The 22,706-nt window shown below is 66.8% G+C and carries 17 protein-coding genes, 1 tRNA gene and 2 pseudogenes; 4 read left to right on the top strand and 16 right to left on the bottom strand.

From position 1 onward, the window contains the following. Window positions 1-6: 6 nt before the first annotated feature. On the bottom strand, window positions 7-1,524 hold the full coding sequence (locus RF701_RS04125) for a DHA2 family efflux MFS transporter permease subunit (RefSeq protein WP_210358501.1): 1,518 nt from the start codon (window positions 1,522-1,524) through the stop codon (window positions 7-9). Next, window positions 1,521-2,666 carry an HlyD family secretion protein gene (locus RF701_RS04120; RefSeq protein ID WP_308814166.1) on the bottom strand — a complete coding sequence of 382 codons (1,146 nt, stop codon included), beginning with the start codon at window positions 2,664-2,666 and terminating at the stop codon, window positions 1,521-1,523. Before RF701_RS04120 ends, RF701_RS04125 begins: the two co-directional genes overlap by 4 nt. 191 nt (window positions 2,667-2,857) lie before the next feature. On the opposite strand from RF701_RS04120, the gene RF701_RS04115 reads away from it, so the two are divergent. Beyond that, window positions 2,858-3,361 (top strand): MarR family transcriptional regulator, encoded by a 504-nt coding sequence (locus tag RF701_RS04115; RefSeq protein ID WP_308814165.1) that lies wholly within the window; start codon window positions 2,858-2,860, stop codon window positions 3,359-3,361. Window positions 3,362-3,532: 171 nt separating this feature from the next. After that, window positions 3,533-5,449 carry a PAS domain S-box protein gene (locus RF701_RS04110; RefSeq protein ID WP_308814163.1) on the top strand — a complete coding sequence of 639 codons (1,917 nt, stop codon included), beginning with the start codon at window positions 3,533-3,535 and terminating at the stop codon, window positions 5,447-5,449. A gap of 126 nt (window positions 5,450-5,575) precedes the next feature. Here the strand turns inward: RF701_RS04110 and RF701_RS04105 are convergent, their stop codons facing one another. The 4 genes from RF701_RS04105 to RF701_RS04090 form a co-directional block, all read right to left on the bottom strand. Next, window positions 5,576-7,300: a family 1 glycosylhydrolase gene (locus RF701_RS04105; RefSeq protein WP_308814162.1), complete on the bottom strand. Its 1,725-nt coding sequence runs from the start codon at window positions 7,298-7,300 to the stop codon at window positions 5,576-5,578. After that, on the bottom strand, window positions 7,290-7,706 hold the full coding sequence (locus tag RF701_RS04100) for a hypothetical protein (RefSeq protein WP_308814161.1): 417 nt from the start codon (window positions 7,704-7,706) through the stop codon (window positions 7,290-7,292). The genes RF701_RS04105 and RF701_RS04100 overlap by 11 nt, the downstream gene beginning before the upstream one ends. Window position 7,707: 1 nt before the next feature. After that, the gene (gene glf / locus RF701_RS04095) at window positions 7,708-9,975 is read right to left on the bottom strand and encodes a UDP-galactopyranose mutase (protein ID WP_308814159.1); all 2,268 of its coding nucleotides are present in this window, start codon (window positions 9,973-9,975) and stop codon (window positions 7,708-7,710) included. Between the two features lie 157 nt (window positions 9,976-10,132). Beyond that, window positions 10,133-11,080: a Crp/Fnr family transcriptional regulator gene (locus RF701_RS04090; RefSeq protein WP_308814158.1), complete on the bottom strand. Its 948-nt coding sequence runs from the start codon at window positions 11,078-11,080 to the stop codon at window positions 10,133-10,135. A 65-nt stretch (window positions 11,081-11,145) separates the two neighbouring features. On the opposite strand from RF701_RS04090, the gene RF701_RS04085 reads away from it, so the two are divergent. Further along, window positions 11,146-11,376 (top strand): hypothetical protein, encoded by a 231-nt coding sequence (locus RF701_RS04085; protein ID WP_308814157.1) that lies wholly within the window; start codon window positions 11,146-11,148, stop codon window positions 11,374-11,376. 24 nt (window positions 11,377-11,400) lie between these two features. Here the strand turns inward: RF701_RS04085 and RF701_RS04080 are convergent, their stop codons facing one another. From RF701_RS04080 to RF701_RS04045, 9 genes and pseudogenes are all read right to left on the bottom strand, one after another. Then, a complete protein-coding gene (locus RF701_RS04080) occupies window positions 11,401-12,132 on the bottom strand; it encodes a Crp/Fnr family transcriptional regulator (protein WP_210358509.1) in 732 nt (243 codons plus the stop codon). 330 nt (window positions 12,133-12,462) lie between these two features. Beyond that, window positions 12,463-12,609: pseudogene (locus RF701_RS17630) on the bottom strand (PEPxxWA-CTERM sorting domain-containing protein); the annotation flags it as partial. A 24-nt stretch (window positions 12,610-12,633) separates the two neighbouring features. Then, window positions 12,634-13,557 (bottom strand): annotated as a pseudogene (locus RF701_RS04075) (SGNH/GDSL hydrolase family protein); the annotation flags it as partial. Window positions 13,558-13,710: 153 nt separating this feature from the next. Then, window positions 13,711-13,786 (bottom strand) — tRNA-Lys (locus RF701_RS04070). 112 nt (window positions 13,787-13,898) lie between these two features. Next, window positions 13,899-15,011 (bottom strand): rod shape-determining protein RodA, encoded by a 1,113-nt coding sequence (gene rodA, locus RF701_RS04065; RefSeq protein ID WP_210358511.1) that lies wholly within the window; start codon window positions 15,009-15,011, stop codon window positions 13,899-13,901. A gap of 24 nt (window positions 15,012-15,035) precedes the next feature. Continuing rightward, window positions 15,036-17,120, bottom strand: coding sequence for a penicillin-binding protein 2 (mrdA, locus tag RF701_RS04060; RefSeq protein WP_287978912.1), 2,085 nt, complete (start codon window positions 17,118-17,120; stop codon window positions 15,036-15,038). Next, window positions 17,117-17,635, bottom strand: a complete 519-nt coding sequence (gene mreD / locus RF701_RS04055; protein WP_203310061.1) for a rod shape-determining protein MreD — start codon at window positions 17,633-17,635, stop codon at window positions 17,117-17,119. The genes mrdA and mreD overlap by 4 nt, the downstream gene beginning before the upstream one ends. Continuing rightward, window positions 17,632-18,543, bottom strand: coding sequence for a rod shape-determining protein MreC (gene mreC, locus RF701_RS04050; RefSeq protein WP_210358514.1), 912 nt, complete (start codon window positions 18,541-18,543; stop codon window positions 17,632-17,634). Before mreC ends, mreD begins: the two co-directional genes overlap by 4 nt. A 25-nt stretch (window positions 18,544-18,568) precedes the next feature. Further along, on the bottom strand, window positions 18,569-19,609 hold the full coding sequence (locus RF701_RS04045) for a rod shape-determining protein (RefSeq protein ID WP_203310059.1): 1,041 nt from the start codon (window positions 19,607-19,609) through the stop codon (window positions 18,569-18,571). A gap of 135 nt (window positions 19,610-19,744) precedes the next feature. On the opposite strand from RF701_RS04045, the gene mutL reads away from it, so the two are divergent. After that, window positions 19,745-21,553: a DNA mismatch repair endonuclease MutL gene (gene mutL, locus RF701_RS04040; protein ID WP_308814155.1), complete on the top strand. Its 1,809-nt coding sequence runs from the start codon at window positions 19,745-19,747 to the stop codon at window positions 21,551-21,553. A gap of 496 nt (window positions 21,554-22,049) precedes the next feature. Here mutL and RF701_RS04035 read toward each other — a convergent pair whose 3' ends face one another. Then, entirely contained in the window at window positions 22,050-22,616 is a 567-nt protein-coding gene (locus RF701_RS04035) for a helix-turn-helix domain-containing protein (protein WP_308814154.1), read from the bottom strand. Between the last annotated feature and the right edge of the window lie 90 nt (window positions 22,617-22,706).

The raw sequence follows: 22,706 nt of genomic DNA, 5'->3' as shown, positions 1-22,706 counted from the left end.
GGCGGATCAGTCCATGTGGATCGTCGGCCCGTCGCCGCCACCGGCGCGGGGCCGGCGCATCAGCAGCAGGAGCGGGATGACGCCCAGGGTGAGCAGAAAGAGCAGCCAGAAGGCGTCGACGTAGGAGACCATCGCCGCCTGGCGGGTGATCTGCGCGTTGAGCGCCGCGACGGCGGTCGGCGCATCGAAATCGAAGGACGAGGGCAGCATCGGATTGTCGGGCCGGATGCCCTCGACCAGCCGGGCATGGACGGTTGCGCCGTTACGGATCGTCAGCGCCTGAAGCATCGAGATGCCGACCGCCGAGCCGATGTTGCGGGTGAGCGTGAACATCGCCGCACCCTCATTGCGATAGCGCGCGTCGAGCGTCGCGAAGGCGATCGTGGTCAGCGGCACGAAGACGAGCCCCGTCCCGATCCCCTGGACGAAGCCGGACACGATCACCAGCCGCTCGTTCATGCCGAGCGTGAAGCCCGACATGATATGCAGCGAATAGGCCGCGATGGCGAAGCCGGCGAAGATCAGCAGGCGTGCATCGACCTTCTTGATGAGGCGGCCGACGAGGATCATCGAGATCAGCGTCCCGATGCCGCGCGGTGCGGTGACGAGGCCGGTCAGCACGACGGGGTAGCCCATCAGCGTCTCCAGCATCGTCGGCAGGAGCGCGAGGACACCGAAGAGCACGGTGCCCAGAAAGAAACCAAAGATCGATCCGGTCAGAAAATTGCGGTCCTTGAACATCGCGATGTCGATGAAGGGCCGCTGCGCGGTCAGCGTGTGGACCACGAACAGATAGCCGAAAAACAGGCCAAGCGCCGCCTCCACGCATATTTCCGTCGAGCTGAACCAGTCCTTGGTCTGGCCGCGGTCGAGCATCAGCTGGATCGAGCCGATCGCGAGCGCGAGCATCGCGAAGCCGAACAGGTCGAGCCGCGGACGGGCGGCGTCCTTGGTCTCGGTCAGGAAGCCGGATAGGCCCGCGAAGGCGAGCGCGCCGATCGGCAGATTGATGTAGAAGACCCAGCGCCACGACAAATTGTCCGTCAGCCATCCGCCAAGCGCCGGGCCGATGATCGGGCCCAGGATGGCCCCCATGCCCCAGACCGCCATGGCGGGGCCATGACGTTCGGGCGGATTGATGTCGAGGAGGATCGCCTGGCTCATCGGCACGAGCGCGGCGCCGAACACGCCCTGCAGCAGGCGGAAACCGACCAGCTCGCCGAGTCCGTTGGCGATCCCGCACAGTCCAGAGACCATGGTGAAACCGACAATGGACCACAGCATCAGCCGCTTGCGCCCGAACCGCCCGGCGAGCCAACCCGTGAGCGGCGTCATGATCGCGGCGGCGACGATATAGGATGTCAGGACCCAGGTGATCTCCTCGCCCGACGCGGAGACGCTGCCCTGGATGTGCGGCAGCGCGACATTGGCGATCGTGCTGTCCAGCGAATTCATGACCGTCGCCGCCATCACCGACGCGGTGATGAAGCGCCGCGAGATCGTGTCGGGATAGGAGCCGGTCATCGCGTGGCGGCGTTGCCACCGAACAGACGGCGGCGATGCCCCGTATCGACCCGCACCTCGACGCTGAGGCCTGCGTGCAGCGGCACGTCGGGCGGCAGCCGGTCGATGCTGAATTCGACCGGCAGGCGCTGCACGACCTTGACCCAATTTCCGGTCGCGTTCTCAGCGGGCAGCAGCGCGAAACTGTTGCCCGTACCGGGACTGAAGCTGGTCAGGCGCCCGGTCAGTGCGAGATCGGGGAAGGCATCGACGTGGAAGGTCGCGCGCTGGCCGACGCGCATGTGGTCGAGCTGGTCCTCCTTGAAATTGCCCTCGACCCATAACCACGTACCGGCGAGCGTGAAGACCGGCTTGGCGGCGGTCACGTAACTGCCGGGCTGCAGCTGGTCGACCTTGGTGACGATGCCGTCCTGCGCCGCGCGCACCACGGTATAGCCGAGGTTCAGTCGCGCGCGCTCGAGTGCGGCTTCGGCGCGCTGTACCGCAGGCTGCACCGCGGTCGGCGCGTCGACGCTGCCGGTCAGCGACGCCGCGACGCCCGCATTCTGCTGGACCGAGGTCTGGATCTGCTGCCGCGCCGTCTGCGCCGCGAGAACGGCCTGATCATATTGGTTTTGCGACGAGATGCCTTCCGCAAGCAGCGACTTCTGCCGCGCCGCCTCGCGTTCCGCATAGGCAAGACGCGCCCGAGCCGCAGCGAGCCCGGCCTCGCCCTCTCGATAGTTGGCGCGGAGCGACGACACCTGGGACCGGGCGTTGGCCAGTTCCGCAGCCGCCTCGTCGACCGCCGCCTGGAACGGGGCGGGATCGATGCGGAACAGGACGTCGCCGGCGCGGACGTGCTGGTTGTTGTGGACCATGACCGCGATCACGGGGCCGCTGACGCTGGCCGCGACCGGCACCAGCCCCGCCTGGATATAGCCGTTGTCGGTTTCCTGATACCGCCCCCCGCTCAGGTAGAAGAACAGGCCGAGCACGAGCGCGACGATCGGTGCCGCGATCAGCAGCGGCAGGCGGAGCCGGCTGCGCCGCGACGATCGCGTATCGACCGCCTCCACGACGGGGGCAGGGTCGCTGATGGGCGGCGCGTCTTCCAGCGCAGCCGGATCGAATCGATGATCGGGGCGGTCGTCCAAGCTCATAACACCTCGGGGGATCCGGATCGGCATCGACAGACCGGCCGTGATTCCATTTGTCGGTGCTCCCGAACGAGGAAGAACGCAACCGAATAATACGGTGCCTGACGAGGTAGTTGCACTTACCTTATTTTCGGATAGAGGGAAGCGCCCGGATCGGGCACCATCAGACGCCATCGACGAGGGGGACATTGCGGATGACGAACCCCGCCGGACCCAACCCGGACACCAGTATCGAGAATCCGCCGCGGAGTTTCGCGTCGCAGGTGGCGCTGATCGCGCGCTTGCTGCGCAAGCGGTTCGATGAACGCGCGCGCACGATGGCGCTTGCGGGCGAGGGATCGCTGACCCAGGCGCAATGGCGGGCGCTTGCCTCCATTTACGTCAATGCGGGGTGCACGCAGAAGGAACTGGCGGAACGCCTGGACATCGGACCGGTCGCGATCGGTCAGACCGTCGATCGTCTCGAGCGATTGCAATGGGTCGAGCGTCGGCGCGATCCTGGCGACCGACGCGTCAACCGGCTGCACGTGACGGCGGTCGCCCTGCCGGTGCTGCAGCGTTTGGGTGTCCTTGCGAACAGCGAGGATCATTATGCCAGTCTCGGCGTGGCGCCGGAGAAGATGAAGCTGCTGACGACGTTGCTGGACGAGGTGATCGCCGACCTCACCAGCGGATCCGATCAGGGGACCCGGACCTGAGGCTGGCCGGCGCCTCTCGATCGCCCGGCGCGGTGCGGTGCGGTGCTTGAAAGGCGAGCTTGATCTACGCTTACGACAGACGGGCTGCCGCTTGCTATGGCACCGGCGCGCGGTCACGGGATCGCAGAGCGAGGGCGTTTGGCGATTTTGAAACCGGGCGAATTACCTGACGTGAATTCGCGTGACGTGCCGTCGGAGCTGAGCGGATCGGACCGTTTCGAGCGGTTGGTCAATTCCATCCGGGATTATGCGATCTACCTGCTCGACCGCGACGGCCATGTCGCAAGCTGGAACGCCGGGGCGGAGCGCTTCAAGGGCTATACCGCCGAGGAGATCGTCGGCCAGCATTTCTCGCGCTTCTACACCGAAGAAGATCGCGCCGCGGGGCTTCCGGCGCGTGCCCTGCGCATTGCCGCCGAAAAGGGCGTGTTCGAGGCCGAGGGCTGGCGGCTCCGCAAGGATGGCACCCGATTCTGGACCAGCGTGGTGATCGATCCGGTGCGCGACGAACATGGCGCGCTGATCGGGTTCGCGAAGGTGACCCGGGACATCACCGACAAGCGGGCCGCGCAACGCGCCCTCCTCGAAAGCGAACAGCGGTTCCGCCTGCTCGTCCAGGGCGTCAGGGACTATGCCATCTACATGCTCGATCCCGACGGTTTCGTGACCGACTGGAATCGCGGTGCGCAGGCGATCAGGGGCTATAGCGCGGACGAGATCGTCGGCGCGCATTTCTCGGCTTTCTTTACCGAAGAGGATCGCCAGAACGGCGAGCCGGCGCGCGCGTTGCAGACCGCGATCGAGAAGGGCAGGTACGAGGCCGAGACCTGGCAAGTCCGCAAGAATGGCGAGCGTTTTCGCGCCGGCGTGCTGATCTATCCCATTCTGGACGAGCAGGGCGCGCTGATCGGGCTCGCGAAGATCACCCGCGACCTGACGGAGCGCTGGCAGGCGCAGCAGGAGATAGAACGCGCGCGCGAAGCGATGGCGCAGGCGCAGAAGATGGAGGCCGTAGGCCGGCTGACCGGTGGCGTCGCGCATGATTTCAACAACCTGCTCACGATCATCCGCTCCTCGGCCGACCTGTTGCGCGTGCCGACGCTGTCGCCGGAAAAGCGCGAGCGTTATGTCGAGGCCATCGCCGAGACTGCGGACCGCGCCGCGGCCCTGACGTCGCAGCTGTTGGCATTTTCCCGCCGCCAACCGCTGCGCCCCGAAGTGTTCGACGTCAGCGACCGGCTGGTCGAGCTTCGGCCGCTGATCGAGACGAGCGTCGGCGCCTCGATCGCGATCGTGATCGAGGCAGGCGAGGGGACGATCGTCAACGCCGACCGCAATCAGTTCGAGACCGCGCTGCTCAATCTTGTCATCAACGCGCGAGACGCCATGCCCGCGGGTGGTACGCTGAAAGTGTCGAGCGAGACGGTGGAGGGTCTGCCCGCAGTAAGGGACCATGACCCCACGCATGGCCGCTTCGTCGCGCTGCGCGTCATCGACAACGGCAGCGGCATCGCGCCGGACACGATGCCGAAGATTTTCGAGCCGTTTTTCACGACCAAGGCGATCAACAAGGGCACCGGGCTCGGCCTCAGCCAGGTGCATGGCTTCGCCAAACAGTCTGGCGGCGACGTCGACGTCGAGAGCCAGCTCGGCATCGGTACGACATTCACGCTGTACCTGCCGGTTGCAGACGACGTGCCGGTCGCGCGCGACGCGAGGGACGGCGTGGCTGACGGTGCCTTGAGAACGAGGCGGATTCTCCTCGTCGAGGACAATGAGGCGGTCGGCCGCTCCGCCCGTAGCCTGCTGGAGGAACTGGGGCAGATCGTGAGCTGGGTGACGAGCGGGGAGGACGCCCTCGACCTGCTCGCGCGGGCGCACGACAAGATCGACCTCGTATTCAGCGACGTGGTCATGCCCGGCATCGACGGGCTCGAAATGGCACGTCGCATCCGAAGTCGCTGGCCGACGATGCCGGTGGTGCTCGCCACCGGCTACAGCGACGCGATCGCGGATCAGGGGGACCATGATTTTCCCGTGTTGCGCAAGCCGTATTCGGTGGCCGGCTTGCTGTCGTATCTGCGCTGAGCCCGCAGGTGAGGCCGGTACCATCCGTCCTGACGGCGCAGCGACGCGTTCAAGCAGGACCGCCCAGCCTATCGAACCGACCCACCGTCGCCGGCAGCCCGGGCACGGGACGGCAGACGTCGGTTTTCAGATGGCGGCGGGCGGGCAACCATGACCGGGCGATGTCTCGTCGATGAGGCGATCGAGCGCCGCGTGGATGCACGCGCTCGATGGCATCGACGCCGCCGCCTCGCCAGACAGGCGGAGGAACGGGACGACCTCCATCGGGCAAGCCGCCGCCGGTGTGCCGGAACGCCGAACGGTGCGAGGCGCGCGGATCGCGCTCAAAGAGCAGTGACACGCGCGCACGTTCGCATGTGCACACAGAACGGCCCACGGCACGATCGCCCGGGAGGGAGGGCGCCGGGCGGCCCTGGCGCGCAGCCATGCGCACCATCCGTCGTCGACGGCGACGTGATCGATGCCGCGGGCGGCGCATATGCGCAGGACGGCTTGCCGAAGCCCGCTGTCCGGTCCGCAGATGATAAGCGGGCGCCTCGACGGAAGCGCCGGGTCGGGCGCGGTGGGCGACGCAGGGTCGGCATAGAGGAGGCGCTCCCGCCGCTGCCACCAGCCGGGTTCGCGCGCGACAGGATGGCGCGCCGCCCCCTCCGGCAACCCGCGCCACAGCGTCGCCAGCGCCGTCTCGCGGGGTGTGCCGGAGGCGACGTCGAACACGCCCGGTTCGTAGCGCCCCTCCGCCGTCAACAGCGTGTCCCAGCCATGGCTGCCGAGCAAGGACCATGCGGTTACCGCGACGACCGCGATGCCGTCCGCTTCGGCCAGATGGGCGGTGTCCCAAGCCTGCGCCGCCCATCGCAGCTGCTCCTCGCGAGTACAGCCGTTGTGCACCTCCGTCAGGGCAATCGGCGTGCGATAGCGCGTCCAGGCTTCCCTGAGGGCGCCGGCGAGCCCGGCAGGTTGCTCGGGAAGCGCCCGCAACGCCTCGGTGTCGGCATAGCGCGCGTGACCATTGCCGCCGTGCAGGTGATCCGGATAGCGGTCGAGGCGATGGTCCAGATACCGGTCGCTGGTCAGATAATGGTTGAGGCCGATGACGTCGGGAGGGCAGGGATCATCGGCAATGATGCGCAGACGGTCCGCGAAACCGAAGCGACGCAGGCGGTCGGACAGGGGGTGGCTACGGTCGACGCGCCCGAACAGCAGGTCCCAGCTCGCCCAGCGCCGTAGATTGTCATGCGCCGCCTGATCAGCCAGTTCATCCGTCGCATAGGTACGGCCGAGATCGTCCGTCTGCACCAGCTTCGCCGCGGGATTGGCCCGCCGGATCGCCTTCATCGCCGCACGCGTCGCATCCACCTGATTGAGCAGCGCAAGCCAGAACGCGCGCTCGTCGGCGACATGCGGAAACCAATGGCCGTATAGCGCTGCGAAGCGTGCGGTCGTCAGCGGTTCGTTGACCGGCGTCCATGCCTCCACCCAGGGGTAGCGCGCGGCGACCTCGCCCGCGAACCGCCCGAGGCCTGCTGCAAAGCGCTCGTCAAGCAGATGCGTGTGTCGCGGTCCGCTGCCGTGGTGGACGAGCCCAACGATTGGGGCGATCCCCAATTGCCGCAGTCGGTCGAGGCGGTCATCCGACCACGTCCAGTCTGGCATGGCCCCTGGCGAGGCTCTCTCCCAAAGCACAGGATAGCGCAGAGCCTTGATGCCGAGCCGCGCGAAAAGGTCCAGATCGTCCGGTCGAACGTCGTGGCCACTCATCTGGATCTGGTCCCGATATGCATCGCCGACACGATTGACGGTGCATTCGACGCCGCCCCAAAGTGCGATCCGCGTCTCTTTACTGCCCATGAAGCGCCGGATCGGCCGGCGTGGTGCCGGCGGCTGAGCCAGGTCCGAGGAGGGCGTTCACCATCTCGACGACCTGGAAGCCGGCGAATGGCGCGTTCAGCACGCACGCGCCGGTCACGCCCGGCGAGGCACGCCGGGCGGATCGGAGAATGACGCAAGGTATGCCGAGGGCGGCGGCGGCTTCCGCGATCGCTGCGCCGTCCGGGGCTGCGTCGCTGACCACCAGCGCCGATTGCCGCGATACGGCCTCGCGGACGATCGCATCGAGGTCACACGCCGGCAGCCGCGTCACCGCGGCGCCACTGTGCGTCAGGACGTCCGCGAGATAGCGCGCAGCGAAAGCGTCTTCGTGGACGAGGATGATGTGCCGCTTTCGTAGCGCGTCTCCTCCGGTTTCGCCCGTCATGTCATTCGGCGGCCGTCGCCAAGGCCGCCGCATCCTCCCGCTTCCTGTATTTGCGATAGGTGGCGAGCGCCTGACCCACGACCTGATCCATGTTGTAATAGCGGTAGGTCGCCAGTCGCCCCACGAACAGGACGTCGGGTTCCGCGAGCGCCAGGAGTTCATAGCGCTTGAAGAGCGCCTGATTCTCAGGCCGGGGGATGGGATAATAGGGATCGCCCTCCTCAGCGGGATATTCGTAGGTCACGCTAGTGACCCGCGCCGTCTGCCCGGTGAGATGCTTGTATTCCGTGACGCGCGTGTACGGCAGGGCTTCGTCCGGATAGTTGACGACCGCGACCTGCTGGTGCCGTTCCACCCGAAGCGTGCGATGGTCGAAGCGCAGCGAGCGGTAGGGCAGGGCGCCATAACGATAGTCGAAATATTCGTCGATCGGTCCGGTGAAGACGAGAAGGTCATAGTCGATCGTCTCCCTGACCGAGGTGAAGTCGGTGCCGAGCCGCACGTCGATGAGCGGGTGATCGAGCATCCGCGCGAACATGGCGGTATAGCCACCGGCGGGCATGGCCTGGTAAGCGTCGTCGAAATACCGGTCGTCCGTGCTGGTGCGTGTCGGAACCCGGGCGGTGACCGCCTTGTCCAGTTCGGACGGGCTGAGACCCCATTGCTTGCGCGTGTAGCCGCGGAAGAACAGGCGATACAGTTCGTCTCCGACCGCAGAGACGACGACGTCCTTCGACGTGCGGATATCGTCGACCGGCTGCGCGCGCTTGGCAAGAAAGGCGGCGGCGTCCTCGTCGTCCTTCAACCCCGCATCGAACAGCATGTTCAACGTCGTTCGATTGATCGGAATGGGCACCTGCCGCCCGCGCACCTCGGCGAGAACACGATGCTCGTAGGGGCGCCACTGCGTGAAGCGCGACAGATAGGCGAATATGTCGGCGGCGTTCGTGTGAAAGATGTGGGGACCGTAGCGGTGGATGAGGATACCCGATGCGTCTTCCTCGTCATACGCGTTCCCCGCGATATGGGGGCGGCGGTCGATGATCAGCACGCGCTTGCCGGCGTCGGCGGCGAACCGCTCCGCCATGACGCTGCCGGCGAAGCCGGCACCGACGACGAGGACGTCGTAATGCGGGCGTTCGGGGCCGGACGAGACTTCGGCGATCGCGGCCAGCATCGCCGCGGCCGTATCGTTCCATGACGTCGCGGCGAGCAAGGCGTCGGCTTCGTCGCGCCATGCGAGGTCGGCCCCGCGAGCGAGCGTGAGCGCATCGTCGCAGGCCGAGACGAAGCGCGATCCGGATGCGATGATCACGCCGGCCATCGTGCCGTAATGGCGTGCCACATCGACGATCGGCGTCGACACCACAGGCCGTCCGGCGGCAAGATATTCGGGGGTCTTGGTGGGGCTGATGAACCGCGTCGCGTCGTTGATCGCGAACGGCATCAGCGCGACATCCCAGCGCGCGACCGCGTCGGGCAGATCCTCGTACGACCGCGCGCCCAGATAATGAAGGTTCGATCGTTGCGGCAGGTCGGCGGGATCGATCTTCACCACCGGTCCGACCAGCTCTATCCGCCACTCGGGCCGCTCGTCGGCGAGGCGGGCGACGAGTTCGAGATCCATGCGTTCGTCGATCACGCCGTAGAAACCCAGGATCGGCGTGTTTCGTCTCGAAGGAGCGAGGTCACGCGCGCGGGCGAAATGGGCGACGTCGACGCTGGAGGGAAAGGGCCGCACGTCGGCATGCCGGCCCCGCTTGGCTTCGTAGAGGCTGTAGCCGCCGGTGAAGACGACGTCGGCCGCGCCGAGCAGCTCACCTTCCAGATCGAGAAGCGTCGGAGGAGCGAAGCGGAAGGCGGACAGCTCGTCCATACAGTCGTAGACGGTGCAGCGTGCCAGTAGTTGCCGCGAGAAGGCAAGCATCATGGGGGTATAATACCAGCGAACCGCCACCGACGGCTTTCCGACGAGAAAGACGGTCAGAAGCCGGGCAAGGGCGGCATGCGTCGCCTCAGCGTCAAGCCCTGCCGGCAGGCGCGGCACGGCGACGATGACGTGGCCCTCCTGGCGCACGGACAGCGTCGGTTGGTCCTCCCCCTCGACAAGCGGTTCCTCCCAGAAGACCACAGTCATCTGTGCGGCAAACCGGGTCATCAGCTGTTGGGGGCGCTGGAAGACGAAGTTCCAGCGCAGGTGCGAAAAGCAGATAAGCAACGGCTGCTGCGAGGGGATCGTCACGGGTTGCGCTTGATCTGCGGCGCTCATCAGTATCTCCCTGATCGGCCCCCGCCGGAAAACCGAGCGTAGGCGCAGGCAGACCCGTCCCGCGCTAAAGCGCGTCAACCCGGACGAACTTGTTACTTGATCTATATTTGTGACGAGCCGAGCGGCGCTGAGACCGGCACGCGGCCGTCACACGGTGCTAACGACGTCCCGAACCGTCGCCGCGCCAGTGCAGGTAGGTCGGATCGAAGGCGGCCGCCTTCCGCAGCGCCTCGACATCCGGAATCGTCAGGCGGCCCTGGCCGATGTCGACGAGGCCCGCCTCCCGCAGGTGACGAAAGCATCGATTGATGTGCACGCTGGTCAGGCCGAGCGCGTCGCCGATCTGCTCTTGCGTGATCGGCAGGTCGAAGCGGCGCGGTCCCGCTTCGATCTCGGTGCCGTGGTGCAGACGCGCGTCGAGTTCGCACAGCAGGTGGGCGAGCGTCCGGACGGCGTCCGACGAATTGAGGAGCCAGGTCCTCAGGATCGCTTCGTCGATCAGCTTGGCGTACCACAAGGCGCGGCCGATTATCGGGCTGTCGGAGACAAGAGCCTCGACCTGCGTCAGCTCGATCTTGGCCAAGGTACAGTCGGTCAGCGCGACGATCGCGTGATCCATGGGGGCGTGACAAACGGCATGGATGCCGCAGAAATCCCCCGGCAGCAGAAAGCCGGTGATGCGACGGGTACCGTCCGGCCGCAGACTGTAACGGGCAGCCCAGCCTTCCAGCACGACGTACAGATACGACACGGTCTCGCCCCTGGCGATCGCGTCGCGTTGGCGGGCGACCTGCGCAATCTTGAATTGCAATAGCTCGACGGCGTCTGCGTCGCCGCTCTGCAACTGCACGAGTTGCGTCAATTTCCGTAAAAAAGGGCGGAGCGTCACCACGCCATCGTGACCGGTCACGCAGCACTCCTCCGGGCTTGAACCAAATCTCGGCTTAACATGCGTTGCTCGTCGCGCATTAACGGGGATTAACGTGTTCTCGGACATCGAGAATAAGCGCAGATCTAGACAGACCTGATCAGTGCCAAAGGCACCTCGCGGGGTTGGCACGTCATAACATGGATCAGGCAATAGTAGATCAATACCGGTCGTCATGGCACGTCCAGACCCGTGACATCGCAATCGCTATGTCGGATACAGGGAGCATGCGCGTCTTCTCGGTGATCTTCGACGACGGCCGGTGCCAGGACAAGGCTGAGGGCCATTATGCCTCGATCGAAAGCGCCTTGCAGAACAGCATCGAGGCGGCGGCATTGATCTGCGCGGAGACGGCGGGCGCCGCATATGGGGAGCAGGCCATCCTGTGCATTGTCGAGGACGTCGCCTCGGGTGAGCGGCGCAGCGTATCGATCAACGTTGGCGTGGTGCCCCTTTTCGCCATTCGCCACTGAGCGCTTTCAATAGCGCCGGCGTATTCAATTGGATGCCGCGGGGAGCCAGGCCGGTTGAAACTGTGGCTTGCGGGGCCGCAGCGGCGAAAGGGCGCGCAACGCGGGCAGATCGAGCAGCTGGAGCCGATGTCGGTGCCGGACGACCAAACCGGCATCTTCCAGCGTCTTGAGCGTCCGGCTGATGTGGACGTTGGTCATGCCGAGAAGGTCGCCGATGATCTCCTGCGTCACGGGCATATCGAACGTGTCGTTGTCAACGAGGCCTAGCGGATCGAGCCGCGCGTGGAGATCGAGGAAGAGGCGTGCGATGCGCTCCTGGGCGGACGCGGTTGCCTGCACTGCGAGCGCATCCATCAGCGAGAGGCGCTCCATCTGTACCGCAATGGTGAAGAGCGCTGCCAGTCGGGGGGCTTCGACAAAGAGCTCGCCGAACCTCTGATAGGGAACGAAGGCCGTCGTCGCGTCGGTGACCGCGGTCAGCGTATCAGCCGCCTGTTCCAGCGCCATGCTGGGCGTTCCGAGCATGTCACCGGGCAGGTGCAGCTTCTGGATCAGACGCTTCCCGCTCGGCACGGCGATCGAGGATGCGATCCACCCGCTTGTATGGAGATGAAACCCGCTCAGCACGTCCCCTTCGTGCTGGAAGGTCTCGCCCTTGCGCCGATGCGTTTCCGTATCGCCGAGCGACCTGAGCACGTCTTCCTCGCGCGGCGTCAACGATGCGAAGGCGCGGTATCGATGAATCGGATACGGCATGGAACGGGCCTAATCGACCGATGCGATGGGGGTCAATGGCGCAGGGCCGTTGCCGATGCAGAACTAATAATTCCATCTTGTCAGTGGGTTGAGATGCCGATCCCGTCGGCTGCAGCGTGGTGCGAGATGGAACCGGCCGCACTCGATCCGGCCTGTTCTCAAAGGTGCGTGGTATCGCATCATCGATCGCGCCGGGCCGCGGCGCCCGGGGATCGGCCGGATCGGGCCCAGGGGCCCGACTGGCCGACCGGCGCCGCTGGGGCGTACGCCATGCAACCCGGCTGAAGCTCGATTGCAAGAGGTGCGCAACCGTGGCTCTGATGGCGCGCGCTAAGCCATACCGCGGATGCGCCGGCCGGCGTTGCCGTATCCGACGCGCAGAGTGTGCCGACGCCGCCGCATGGCCCCTCCGACGGCGCCGAAGCCGAGGATCATCAGCGACCAACTCGCCGGCTCGGGCACGGCAGCGACCCCGAGTTGCGCTTCGATCCCGCTGGCGATGGCACTGTGAAGCTGCGTGGTCGGGTGGATCGTGTCGAAATAGACCAGCCCGTCACACGCGGGCACGGCGCCTGGCACGCGGATGCACGCTGCTCTGGTGTTGAGGGTCGATGGCAACCCATAGGCCGTGGGATTGGCGTAGATCTGCTGCTGCGCGCCGAACAGGTCGTAGAAAGCGGCATTGGCTCCGGTCGCCGCACCGAAGGAGGCGACGATGTCGTCGATGCCGACCAGATCGTCGCGGCCGGTCGCAATATCGAACCCGGTGTTGAGCCTGCGCGACAGGATGGTGCCGGCCGCCGAAAGCGCCGGCGAATTGAAGTCGGTCACGGCCGGGATCTGTCCGATGTTGGGAAGCCCCGTGACGATGAAGTTGCGCGCGCCGTCCGCGTACAGAGTGTCCAGACCGGCGCGGAAGGCGGCGAGGGTCTGGGTGAAATCGGGTTGGTAGGTCGGGTCTGCGCCTACCTTCGCCAGCTCGGACCGGACGTCGTTCCCGCCGAACGTGACGAGGACGAGGGACCGGCTGTCGATCGTCTTGCCGGAGACAGCGAAGGATGCGAGCTGATCGGCGAAGCTGGGGCTGGCATCACCGACGACCTCGCGCGCCTGGGCCCCGCCCACCGCGAAGTTCGTTCCGCCATAGGCCGCCGCCGTGGCCGGACCCGTGCCGATCGCCATCGAGAGATAATCGGCGAAATTGTACCCGTTGGAGAAGCGTCCGTTGTAGTAGCCGGCCGCGGCGGGGGCTGGGTCGGCGCCGCCCGCGGCGGCGCGCAGCGCCTGCGCGTTCCCGGAGTCGACCAGGCTGTCCCCGAAGACGTAAAGATTGAGATAGGTCGCCGCGGCAGCGGGCGTCGACGCCAGAGCGGCGGGCGCGACGATCAGCGCCGTCGCAATGAGGGTACGTTTGAACGCGTTCATGGCTCTCTCCTGGACGGACGCCTTTTCGCAGGCGTCTCGATGCGTCAGGAGAAGCTACCTTTCACCAAGCTTTACCGCAAGTTAATCATGTTTTCGCGACTGCAGAGGGTACGCTCGCACCCGCTCCGGTAAAGCCATGACCTGCAGGAAGGGTGGTGGACGCACTTGGGCTCGAACCAAGGACCCGCTGATTAAGAGTCAGCTGCTCTACCAACTGAGCTATGCGTCCATGACCGGTGGATCGTGGCGCTTTGGTAGGGCGCCGACCGCGTCGGGAGGCGGCCAATTAGCAGAGTTTCGCCCCCTCGCAACCCCTTTTTAGCCCCGCATGCGGTTTTTTCTCACCAGCGGACGCGGCGGCGGTTTTCCCGATCGATCGACATGAGGATGCCGAGGCACAGCAGCACCGTCATCTGCGCCGAACTGCCGAAGCTGACCAGGGGCAGGGGAATGCCAACAACCGGCGCCAGGCCCATGACCATCGCCAGATTGATCGCAACATAGAAGAAAATCGTGGTCGACAGGCCCGCCGCCGTCAGGCGCGAGAATCGCGTGCCGGCATTCTGTCCCACGTTGATTCCCCAGCGGATGACCAGGAGGAACGCGAAGATGAGGAGACAGCCGCCGATCAGACCCCATTCCTCCGCCATCGTGGCGAAGACGAAATCGGTATGGCCTTCCGGCAGATAGTCGAGATGGCTCTGCGTGCCCTGGAGGAAGCCCTTGCCCCAGATGCCGCCGGACCCGATCGCGATCTTCGACTGGCTGATGTGATAGCCCGTGCCCAGTGGGTCGCTTTCGGGATCGAGGAAGATCAGCACGCGGTTCCGCTGATAGCCGTGCAGCAGGAAATTGACCGCCAGCGGCGCCGCGATGGCGATACCGATCCCGCCGCCGACGAACAGGCGCAGTGGAATGCCCGCGAGGAACATGACCGTCGCGCCGCCCGCGCAGACCATCAGCGCGGTGCCGAGGTCGGGCTGTTTCATGATTAGCGCCGCCGGGACGCCGATCAGCAGCGCGGCGGGCCAGATCGCGCTGAACCGCCGCGTCTCGCCCGCGGGCAGCATGTCGTAGAAGCGTGCGCAGGCGAGAACGATCGCCGGCTTCATCAATTCGGACGGTTGTAGACGGATGAAGCCGAGGTCGAGCCAGCGCTGGCTGCCGCCGCGCACCGCGCCGAGCAGCTCGACGAAGACGAGCAGCACGACCAGCCCGCCATAGGCCGGTATGGCGCCCGCACGCCAGACGCGCTCCGGCACGTAGGACAAGGCGATCGCGCCGGCGACGAAGACGTAGAAGCGGAGGCCTTGCGACAGCGCCCAGGGGTGCAGCGAACCGCCCGCGGCCGAATACAGCACGACCTGGCCGAACGTGCCGATCGCGACCACGAGCAGAATGACCCGCCACGGTAGACGCGCGATCGGTTCGGGAACGATGCCCCCCCGGCTCATCGGCCCGTCCTCATCGGCCCGTCCTCATCGATCGTCGCTCCGCTCGGTCGACCCACCTTCCGCGACGGTATCGCCTGCGCTCTCGTTCGCCAGCGCCGCCTGCGTTTGGTTGGCGAGGCTGGTCGCCGCCTCCACCGCATCCGAGTCGCTCGGCACGGTGGCGTCGGTCTTGGTCGCCTCCGCCGCCGGCGCGGGTGCGTGCGCCGCCCGATAAGCCGCCGCCTCCGCCGCCATCCGCGTCGCGATGTCGCCGCCCCAGGTCGGCTCCATCTCGCCAAGGCTCGTCATCGCCCGCTGCTTGTCGAACATGTAGGTCATGATGTCGCGTCCGATCAGCGGCGCGTCGAGATTGCGGACGGTATGCCCATTGTGCTCCAGCGCGATGCCCATCGCATATTTCGGATTGTCCGCCGGGGCGAAGGCGATCAGCAGGGCGTGATCGCGCAGCTTGAAGGGCAATTGGCCGTTCTTCAGCACGCCCGCCCGCCGCTCCGCCATGGTGATGCGGCGAACCTGCGCGGTGCCGGTCTTTGCCGCCAGCGCAACGCCGGGGACGTACATGCGCGCCGCACCGCCTGTGCCCCCCGAATTGACGACGCCGAACATGGCGTTGCGGACGACGGCCAGATCCTCGGCAGGGAAAGGCAGAGGTGCGGGATTGCGATGCACCTGGTCCGCGAGCAGACTCGGCTGCACGGCCTTGCCGGACGCGAGCCGCGACGCCATCACCGCAAGCTGTAGCGGATTGGCGAGCACATAGCCTTGGCCGATCGACGCGTTGAGCCCGTCCGCAACCGTCCACTTGCTCTTGTATTTCCGTAGCTTCCAAGCGGAATCGGGGACCGTGCCATAGCGTTGCGTGGCGAGCGGAAGGTCGAACTTCTGTCCCAGTCCCATTTCGCGAGCGATCGGCGCGATCGCGTCATAGCCGTGACGGCGGATCATTTCGTAGAAATAGATGTCGCAGCTTTGTTCGATCGCGCCCTTGAGGTCGAGCGCGCCGTGACCGCCCTTCTTGTGACAGTGAAATATGCCCGTGCCTACCTTCATCGCCCCGGTGCATACGACCCGGTCGCTCGTCTTTACCCCGGCATGCAGCAGCGCCAGACCGTTCATCGGCTTGACCGTCGACCCCGGCGGGTAGAGCCCCTGGGTGACCTTGTTCATCAACGGCACATGGTCGTTCTCCGACAGCATCTGCCATTCCATGTGGCTGATCCCGTTGGAGAAGCTGTTCGGATCATAAGCGGGGACGGAGACCATCGCCAGGATCTCGCCCGTGTTGCAGTCCATCACGACGACCGAACCGGAATTGGTGCCGAGGCGCCGCGCGGCATAGTCCTGAAGGCCTGCGTCGATTGTCAGCCGCTGCGTCCTGCCGGGAACGTCGGGGCGCGTCGCGAGCTCGGCCACCAGCTTGCCGCGCGCGGTCACCTCGACCCGCTTCGCTCCCGCGGTGCCGCGCAGTTGAGGCTCGAGCATCTTCTCCAGCCCGTCCTTGCCGATTTTGAATCCCGGCGTGACGAGCAGCGGATCGTGCGTCGCCTTATATTGCTCGGCGGTCGGCGTTCCGACATAGCCGGTCAGGTGCGCAACCGCCGCGCCGCCGGGATAGTGGCGCGCGAAGCCACGCGTCGGCGCGATGCCTGGCAATTCGGGCTGGCGCAGCGACACCGCGGCGAATCGCTCCCAGTCGATATTCTCGGCAGCCTGCACGGGCTGGAACCCCGCGGCCCCCTTCAGATCGATCTTGATTCGCTCCACCTCTTCCGGAGGCAGCTGCAGGATCTGTGCGAGCAGGGCGAGCGTCCGGTCGGGGTCTTCCAGCCGGTCGGGGATGATGTCGACGCGGAAATCGGTGCGGTTGTTCGCGATCGGGGCGCCGTGCCGGTCGACGATCCAGCCCCGGCGGGGCGGGATCTTGGTCAGGCTGACGCGATTTTTCTCCGCGAGCGCATTGTACTTGTCGTTCTGCGCGACGGCGAGCCAGCCCATGCGGCCTGCGAGCAGCCCGCCGATGCCCAACTGCGCCGTGCCGAGGAGCCAGGCGCGACGCGAGAAGCTGTAGGTTTGGGTCGCCTCCGTGACGATCCGCTTCGAACGCTTCACGCGGCGGCGCCCCGCTTGCGATCGATCCATGCGACGAATCGCGCGGACAGGGGGAACAAGGCGATCGTGATCACGATCTGCGCCAATAGCACGAGATCGACCCGCGCACCGAGCGGCAAGGCGATCCAGCGTCCGGCGACCAGACAGAAGGCGATGCAGCCGCTGGCGATCAACCAGTCCTGCCAGAAATCGCGAAAGACGAGCCGCTGCTCGATCAGGTCGATCGTCAGGAAGCAGGCCGACCACAGCAGGACGGCGGAACCGAGCGGCTGGCCGCTGAGCAGATCGTCAAACAGGCCGAGCGGCGCGGCCGCCCAGGCGCGCAGCGAGAAGCGGGCCAGCAACCGCCAGGTCAGCAGCAGGACGAGGCCGAGCGGCGGCAGCAGCGCGAAACTGGCGACGACGGGGACAACGGCGGTGAGGGCCGATCCGCCAATCACGGTCAGCCAGGGCACCGCCCGCGCCCGCCCGGGGGGCAGGGGCATGCGGAACGGCTGGTGGTCGATCGTGTTCATGGCGCCGGTGGGGGAGCCTGCGGCGGCACGTGCGTGGCGGCGGCCGCTCGGGGCGTCGACGCGGGGATCGGCAGGAACGGCCGTTCGACCAGCGCGAAGTCGAGCGCATCCGGCGCCGCGATCGGCACCGCGATGGCCGAGTCGATCGCGCTCGCGGCGATCGCCGCGACGGGGATGCCCGGCGGATAGATGCCGCCCGTACCCGTCGTCACGAACATCTCGCCCGGCTGGAAGCGCACGTTGGTTGCGTTGACCGAGCGGATGTCGACCCGCCCGTCGCCGCGGCCGGCCGCCAGCGCGGGCAGGCCGTCGCGCGTTCTGCGGACGGGAACCAGACTTTCGGGATCGGTGACGAGGAGGACGCGCGCCGCGATCGGGCCCGTCTCCAGCACGCGCCCGACGAGGCCGACGGGCCCGCGGACCGGCATGCCCGGCCGCACGCCCTGGAAACGCCCGGCATTGAGAAGCGCGAAGCGACGCGCGCTGGTCGCGGACGACGCGACGAGTCGGGCGGTCACGACGACGTCCTCGGACCGATCCCGAAGCGCGAGCAACGCCCGCAGGCGACGGTTGTCATAGGCCATGACCCGTGCGCGCGTGAGCAGCCGCGCGTCGCGCGCGACCTGGGCGCGCAACTCGGCGTTCTCGCCATGCACGCGAAACCATGACCCGATAGCGTCCGGCACCGCACGCACCACGCCTACGGTCGCATCGAGTCCCGACGCCACCGGCGCGGCGACGCTGGCCACGGTCATGCGCAGCGCCGCGAAGGCCGGCGGATTGAAGCTCGACACGACGAGCAGCGCAATCCCCACCAGCGCGCCCGCGATCGCGAGCACGTAGGCGAAGAAGGCCGAATATTGCCGCCGTCGCGAAAAACCCGTGCGACGGTCGCGGGCAGGCGCCATGCGCCGCTCCCCTCAGCGTTGGCGGTTAACCGTTCTGGAGCACGCCCCGGAACATCGGATCCTCCAGCGCGCGGCCGGTGCCCAGCGCGACGCAGGTAAGCGGGTCTTCCGCCACGGTCACGGGCAGGCCCGTCTCGTCGCGCAGCACCTCGTCCAGTCCCTGGAGCAGGGCGCCGCCGCCGGTCAGCACGATCCCCTGGTCGACGATGTCGGCGGCGAGTTCCGGCGCGGTATTCTCCAGCGCGACACGGACGCCCTCGACGATCGTCGCGACGGGTTCCGACAGCGCCTCGGCGATCTGGCCCTGGTTGATCTGGATTTCCTTGGGAACGCCGTTGACCAGGTCGCGCCCCTTGATGTGGATCGTCGTGCCGATGCCGTCGGCGGGCGGACGGGCGATGCCGACCTCCTGCTTGATCCGCTCGGCGGTCGCTTCGCCGATCAGCAGATTGTGGTTGCGGCGGATATAGCTGACGATCGCCTCGTCCATCTTGTCGCCGCCGACGCGGACGGAGGTGGTGTAGGCGAGACCGCGCAGCGACAGCACCGCGACTTCGGTCGTGCCGCCGCCGATGTCGACGACCATGCTGCCGATCGGCTCGGTCACGGGCATGTCGGCGCCGATCGCCGCGGCCATGGGCTCTTCGATCAGATAGACCTGGCTCGCGCCGGCGTTCGACGCGGCGTCGCGGATGGCGCGACGCTCGACCTTGGTCGAACCCGAGGGCACGCAGATGACGATTTCGGGCCAGCGCGCAAACTTGCGGGGGCCGTGCACCTTGCGGATGAACGCCTTGATCATCTCCTCGGCCACATCGATGTCGGCGATGACGCCGTCGCGCAAGGGGCGGATCGCCTCGATGTTGCCGGGCGTCTTGCCCATCATCAGCTTGGCGTCGTCGCCGACCGCCTTCACCTTCTTGATGCCGTTGATCGTCTCGACCGCCACGACGGACGGCTCGTTGAGCACGATTCCACGGCCGCGGACATAGACCACGGTATTCGCGGTGCCGAGGTCGATCGCCATGTCATGCGACATGAATTTGAACAAGCGGGGGAGGGCCATCGGGCGAAAGGTTCCGTCTTCGGTGCGAGGGCTCCGCCAGCGCCGCCGTACGCCACGGTATCGGCCAAGGGGTCGTTCCGTCACGTCGTTGCGGGAGGCTCGCGGGATGCCGTCGCTTGGTATAGAGCTTGGCCGGTGTCAATACGTCGCCTGCCCGAACAACTCGTCAATCGCATCGCCGCCGGTGAAGTGGTGGAAAGGCCCGCCAGCGCGTTGAAGGAGCTCGTCGAGAATGCCATCGACGCGGGCGCGACCCGGATCGCGGTCGTGCTCGCGGAAGGCGGGCTGGCGCGGATCGAGGTCGCGGACGATGGGTGCGGCATGGCGCCTGCCGACATGGCGCTGGCGCTGGAGCGGCATGCGACGTCGAAGCTGCCCGACGAGGCGATCGAAAACGTCACCACGATGGGATTTCGCGGCGAAGCCCTGCCGTCGATCGCCAGCGTCGCGCGGCTGACGCTGGAGAGTCGCGTGCGGGGGGCGGAGGGCTGGGCGAGGACGGTCGACAACGGCGCCCTCTTGCGGGAGGCACCGGCCGCCTTGCCGCCGGGGACCCGCGTCGTGGTCGAGCAGCTGTTCGGCCGCGTGCCGGCGCGGCGCAAGTTCCTGCGCAGCGCACGCGCGGAATATGCCGCCTGCCTCGATGCGGTACGCCGTCTCGCGATGGCGCGGCCGGACATCGCTTTCTCTCTGGAGCATGACGGCAGGCGGGCCCTGTCGGTCTCGGCCGGAGAGGATCGCCCCGGCCGTGTCGCGGCGCTGACCGATCGGGCGCTCGCCGACAATGCGGTGCCGATCGACCTGGCGCGCGACGGCCATGTCCTCGGCGGGGTGGCGAGCATCCCGACCTACAATCGCGGCGTCGCGGACCACCAATATCTGTTCGTCAACGGCCGCCCCGTGCGCGACCGGCTGCTGATGGGAGCGATACGCGGCGCCTATGCCGAAATGCTGCCGCGCGACCGGCATGCGGTCGTCGCGCTGTTCCTCGACGTGCCGCCGGACCAGGTCGACGTCAACGTCCATCCCGCCAAGACCGAGGTCCGCTTTCGCGATCCCGCACTGGTGCGCGGGCTGATCGTGTCCGGCCTGCGCCGCGCGCTGGACGAGGCCGGCCATCGCAGCGTGCAGCGGCCGGCGGACTCGGCGCTCGCAATGTGGCAGGCGGAGCCGCTTGCGCAACGCGATACCGCTGACGCCATGGTCGGCGGGAGCGCGGCGGCATCGGGGCTGCACGCGCTCCCCGCCGGCGTGGGAGAGGGGCTGTTCGCGCGGAGCGTCCACGACCGCCGTCCAGCCTTCCTCGCCCCGCCGCCGGCCGCGCGCGCCGAGCCCGCGTGGCAGCCGCCGCCGCAGACCGCCGCGCATCCGCTCGGTGTCGCGCGCGGGCAGGTGGCGAAGACCTACATCGTCGCGGAGGCCGAGGACGGCCTCGTGCTGGTCGACCAGCATGCCGCGCACGAGCGGCTGGTGCTGGAGCGCATGCGCGCCGCCCTGGCCGGCGGGCGGGTCGCGAGCCAGGCCTTGCTCATCCCGGAAGTGGTCGAGCTCGACGAGCCCGGCTGCGACCGGCTGGAGGCGCGAGGCGAAGAGCTCGCCGAGCTCGGCCTGCTGCTCGAGCGGTTCGGACCGACCGCGATGCTGGTGCGCGCGACGCCGGCGCTGCTCGGCCAGGCGAACCCGGCCGGGCTGGTGACCGACCTTGCCGACGAACTCGCTGCGTTCGACCAGGCCTTGTCGCTGCGCGAAAGGCTGGATGCGGTGGCGGGGACGATGGCCTGCCACGGCTCGGTGCGCGCCGGGCGCATCCTGTCGGTCGCCGAGATGAACGCGTTGCTGCGCGAAATGGAGGCGACGCCGCATTCGGGCCAATGCAACCACGGCCGCCCGACCTGGGTGAAGCTGGCGCACGGCGACATTGAGAAACTGTTCGGCAGAAAATGAGCAAGTTGTGCTAAGTTTTGAGGAACTTCTCGGCTGGATCTTTAAATACTGAATGACGGGCATCTTGTGCCCGGACGCGGTTATTTAGCTTTAACTGCTTTCGGTCCGGTGAGCCATTTCGTCCCTGTTGCAGATATCTCAAGAACTGGTTGTGCCCCAAGTTTCCTCCATAGCTCAGCTGAGCCGTCAAACTCAATCAGGCGGTAACGTCGCCCGCATGTCCGCCAGCTTGTGCATGGACAAACATTCGGTGGCTCGTTCCATGGTAAATTTGCCAGCTTCTGAAGCGCGTCGAGAGCATCGTCTCGGCTGACATACTCTCCGAGCCATTCAGCGTGCCACTCGTCTTCGATCACAAACATGGCTCGGTCTACCGCCGGTGCCGTCGGCGCTCCACCGATTTCAGCGATTCAGGCATAGCGTTTATCGGTTGACGTTGGTGAGGCTGGCGCACGGCGGCACCGAGAAATTGTTCGGCCGGAAGTAACCCGGGCGATCAGGGGCGCAGGCCCCGCTGGAGCAGATTGAGCGCCAGGGTCAGGTCGCCGTCGATGTCCTGGTCCGTGAACCGTTGCTTGGCGAGGCCGCTGAGCATGCGGACGACGAGGACGAGATCGAGCGCGTCGATGTCGCGCCGCAACGTGCCGTCCGCGTGGGCGCGATCCGCGACGGGAGCGAGAATCCGGGCGAGCTGCTGACGCAGCACTTCGAATCGGTCGCGGTTCTCGCCGGTCGGGGGGATGTCGATCGCGATCCGCTGGAACATGGCGCTCGCCCGGGTGCCGTGGCGCACGAGGTGCAGCAGGGTATCCGCGATCGGCGCAGCCGGGTCGATCAGCGCGGCGGCGGCATCGATCTCGCGTTCGAGGATCGCGATCGCCAGCGCCAGTCGATCGGGAAAGTTGCGATAGAGCGTACCCCGGCCGACACCGGCCCGCTCGGCAATCTGTTCAAGCGGCACTTCGAAGCCGGACTCGCGAAAGCACTCCGCGGCGGCCGTGAGCAGCGCCTCGCGCCTGACCTGCGCATCGCGGCGCTGTGCCCGACCGGTCGCCGTCGGCATCAAGATCCGTCGCCCATAAATCCCTGCATCCTCACCTTTCGATACGGCGGTTTCACGTCTTCGTGGTTCGTGGAACCCTTGCCGAATACG

The sequence above is a fragment of the Sphingomonas sp. GV3 genome (assembly GCF_031082075.1).
In the GTDB taxonomy this organism is placed as follows: Bacteria; Pseudomonadota; Alphaproteobacteria; order Sphingomonadales; family Sphingomonadaceae; genus Sphingomonas; species Sphingomonas beigongshangi.
This window is presented reverse-complemented; position numbering and strand designations above follow the sequence as displayed.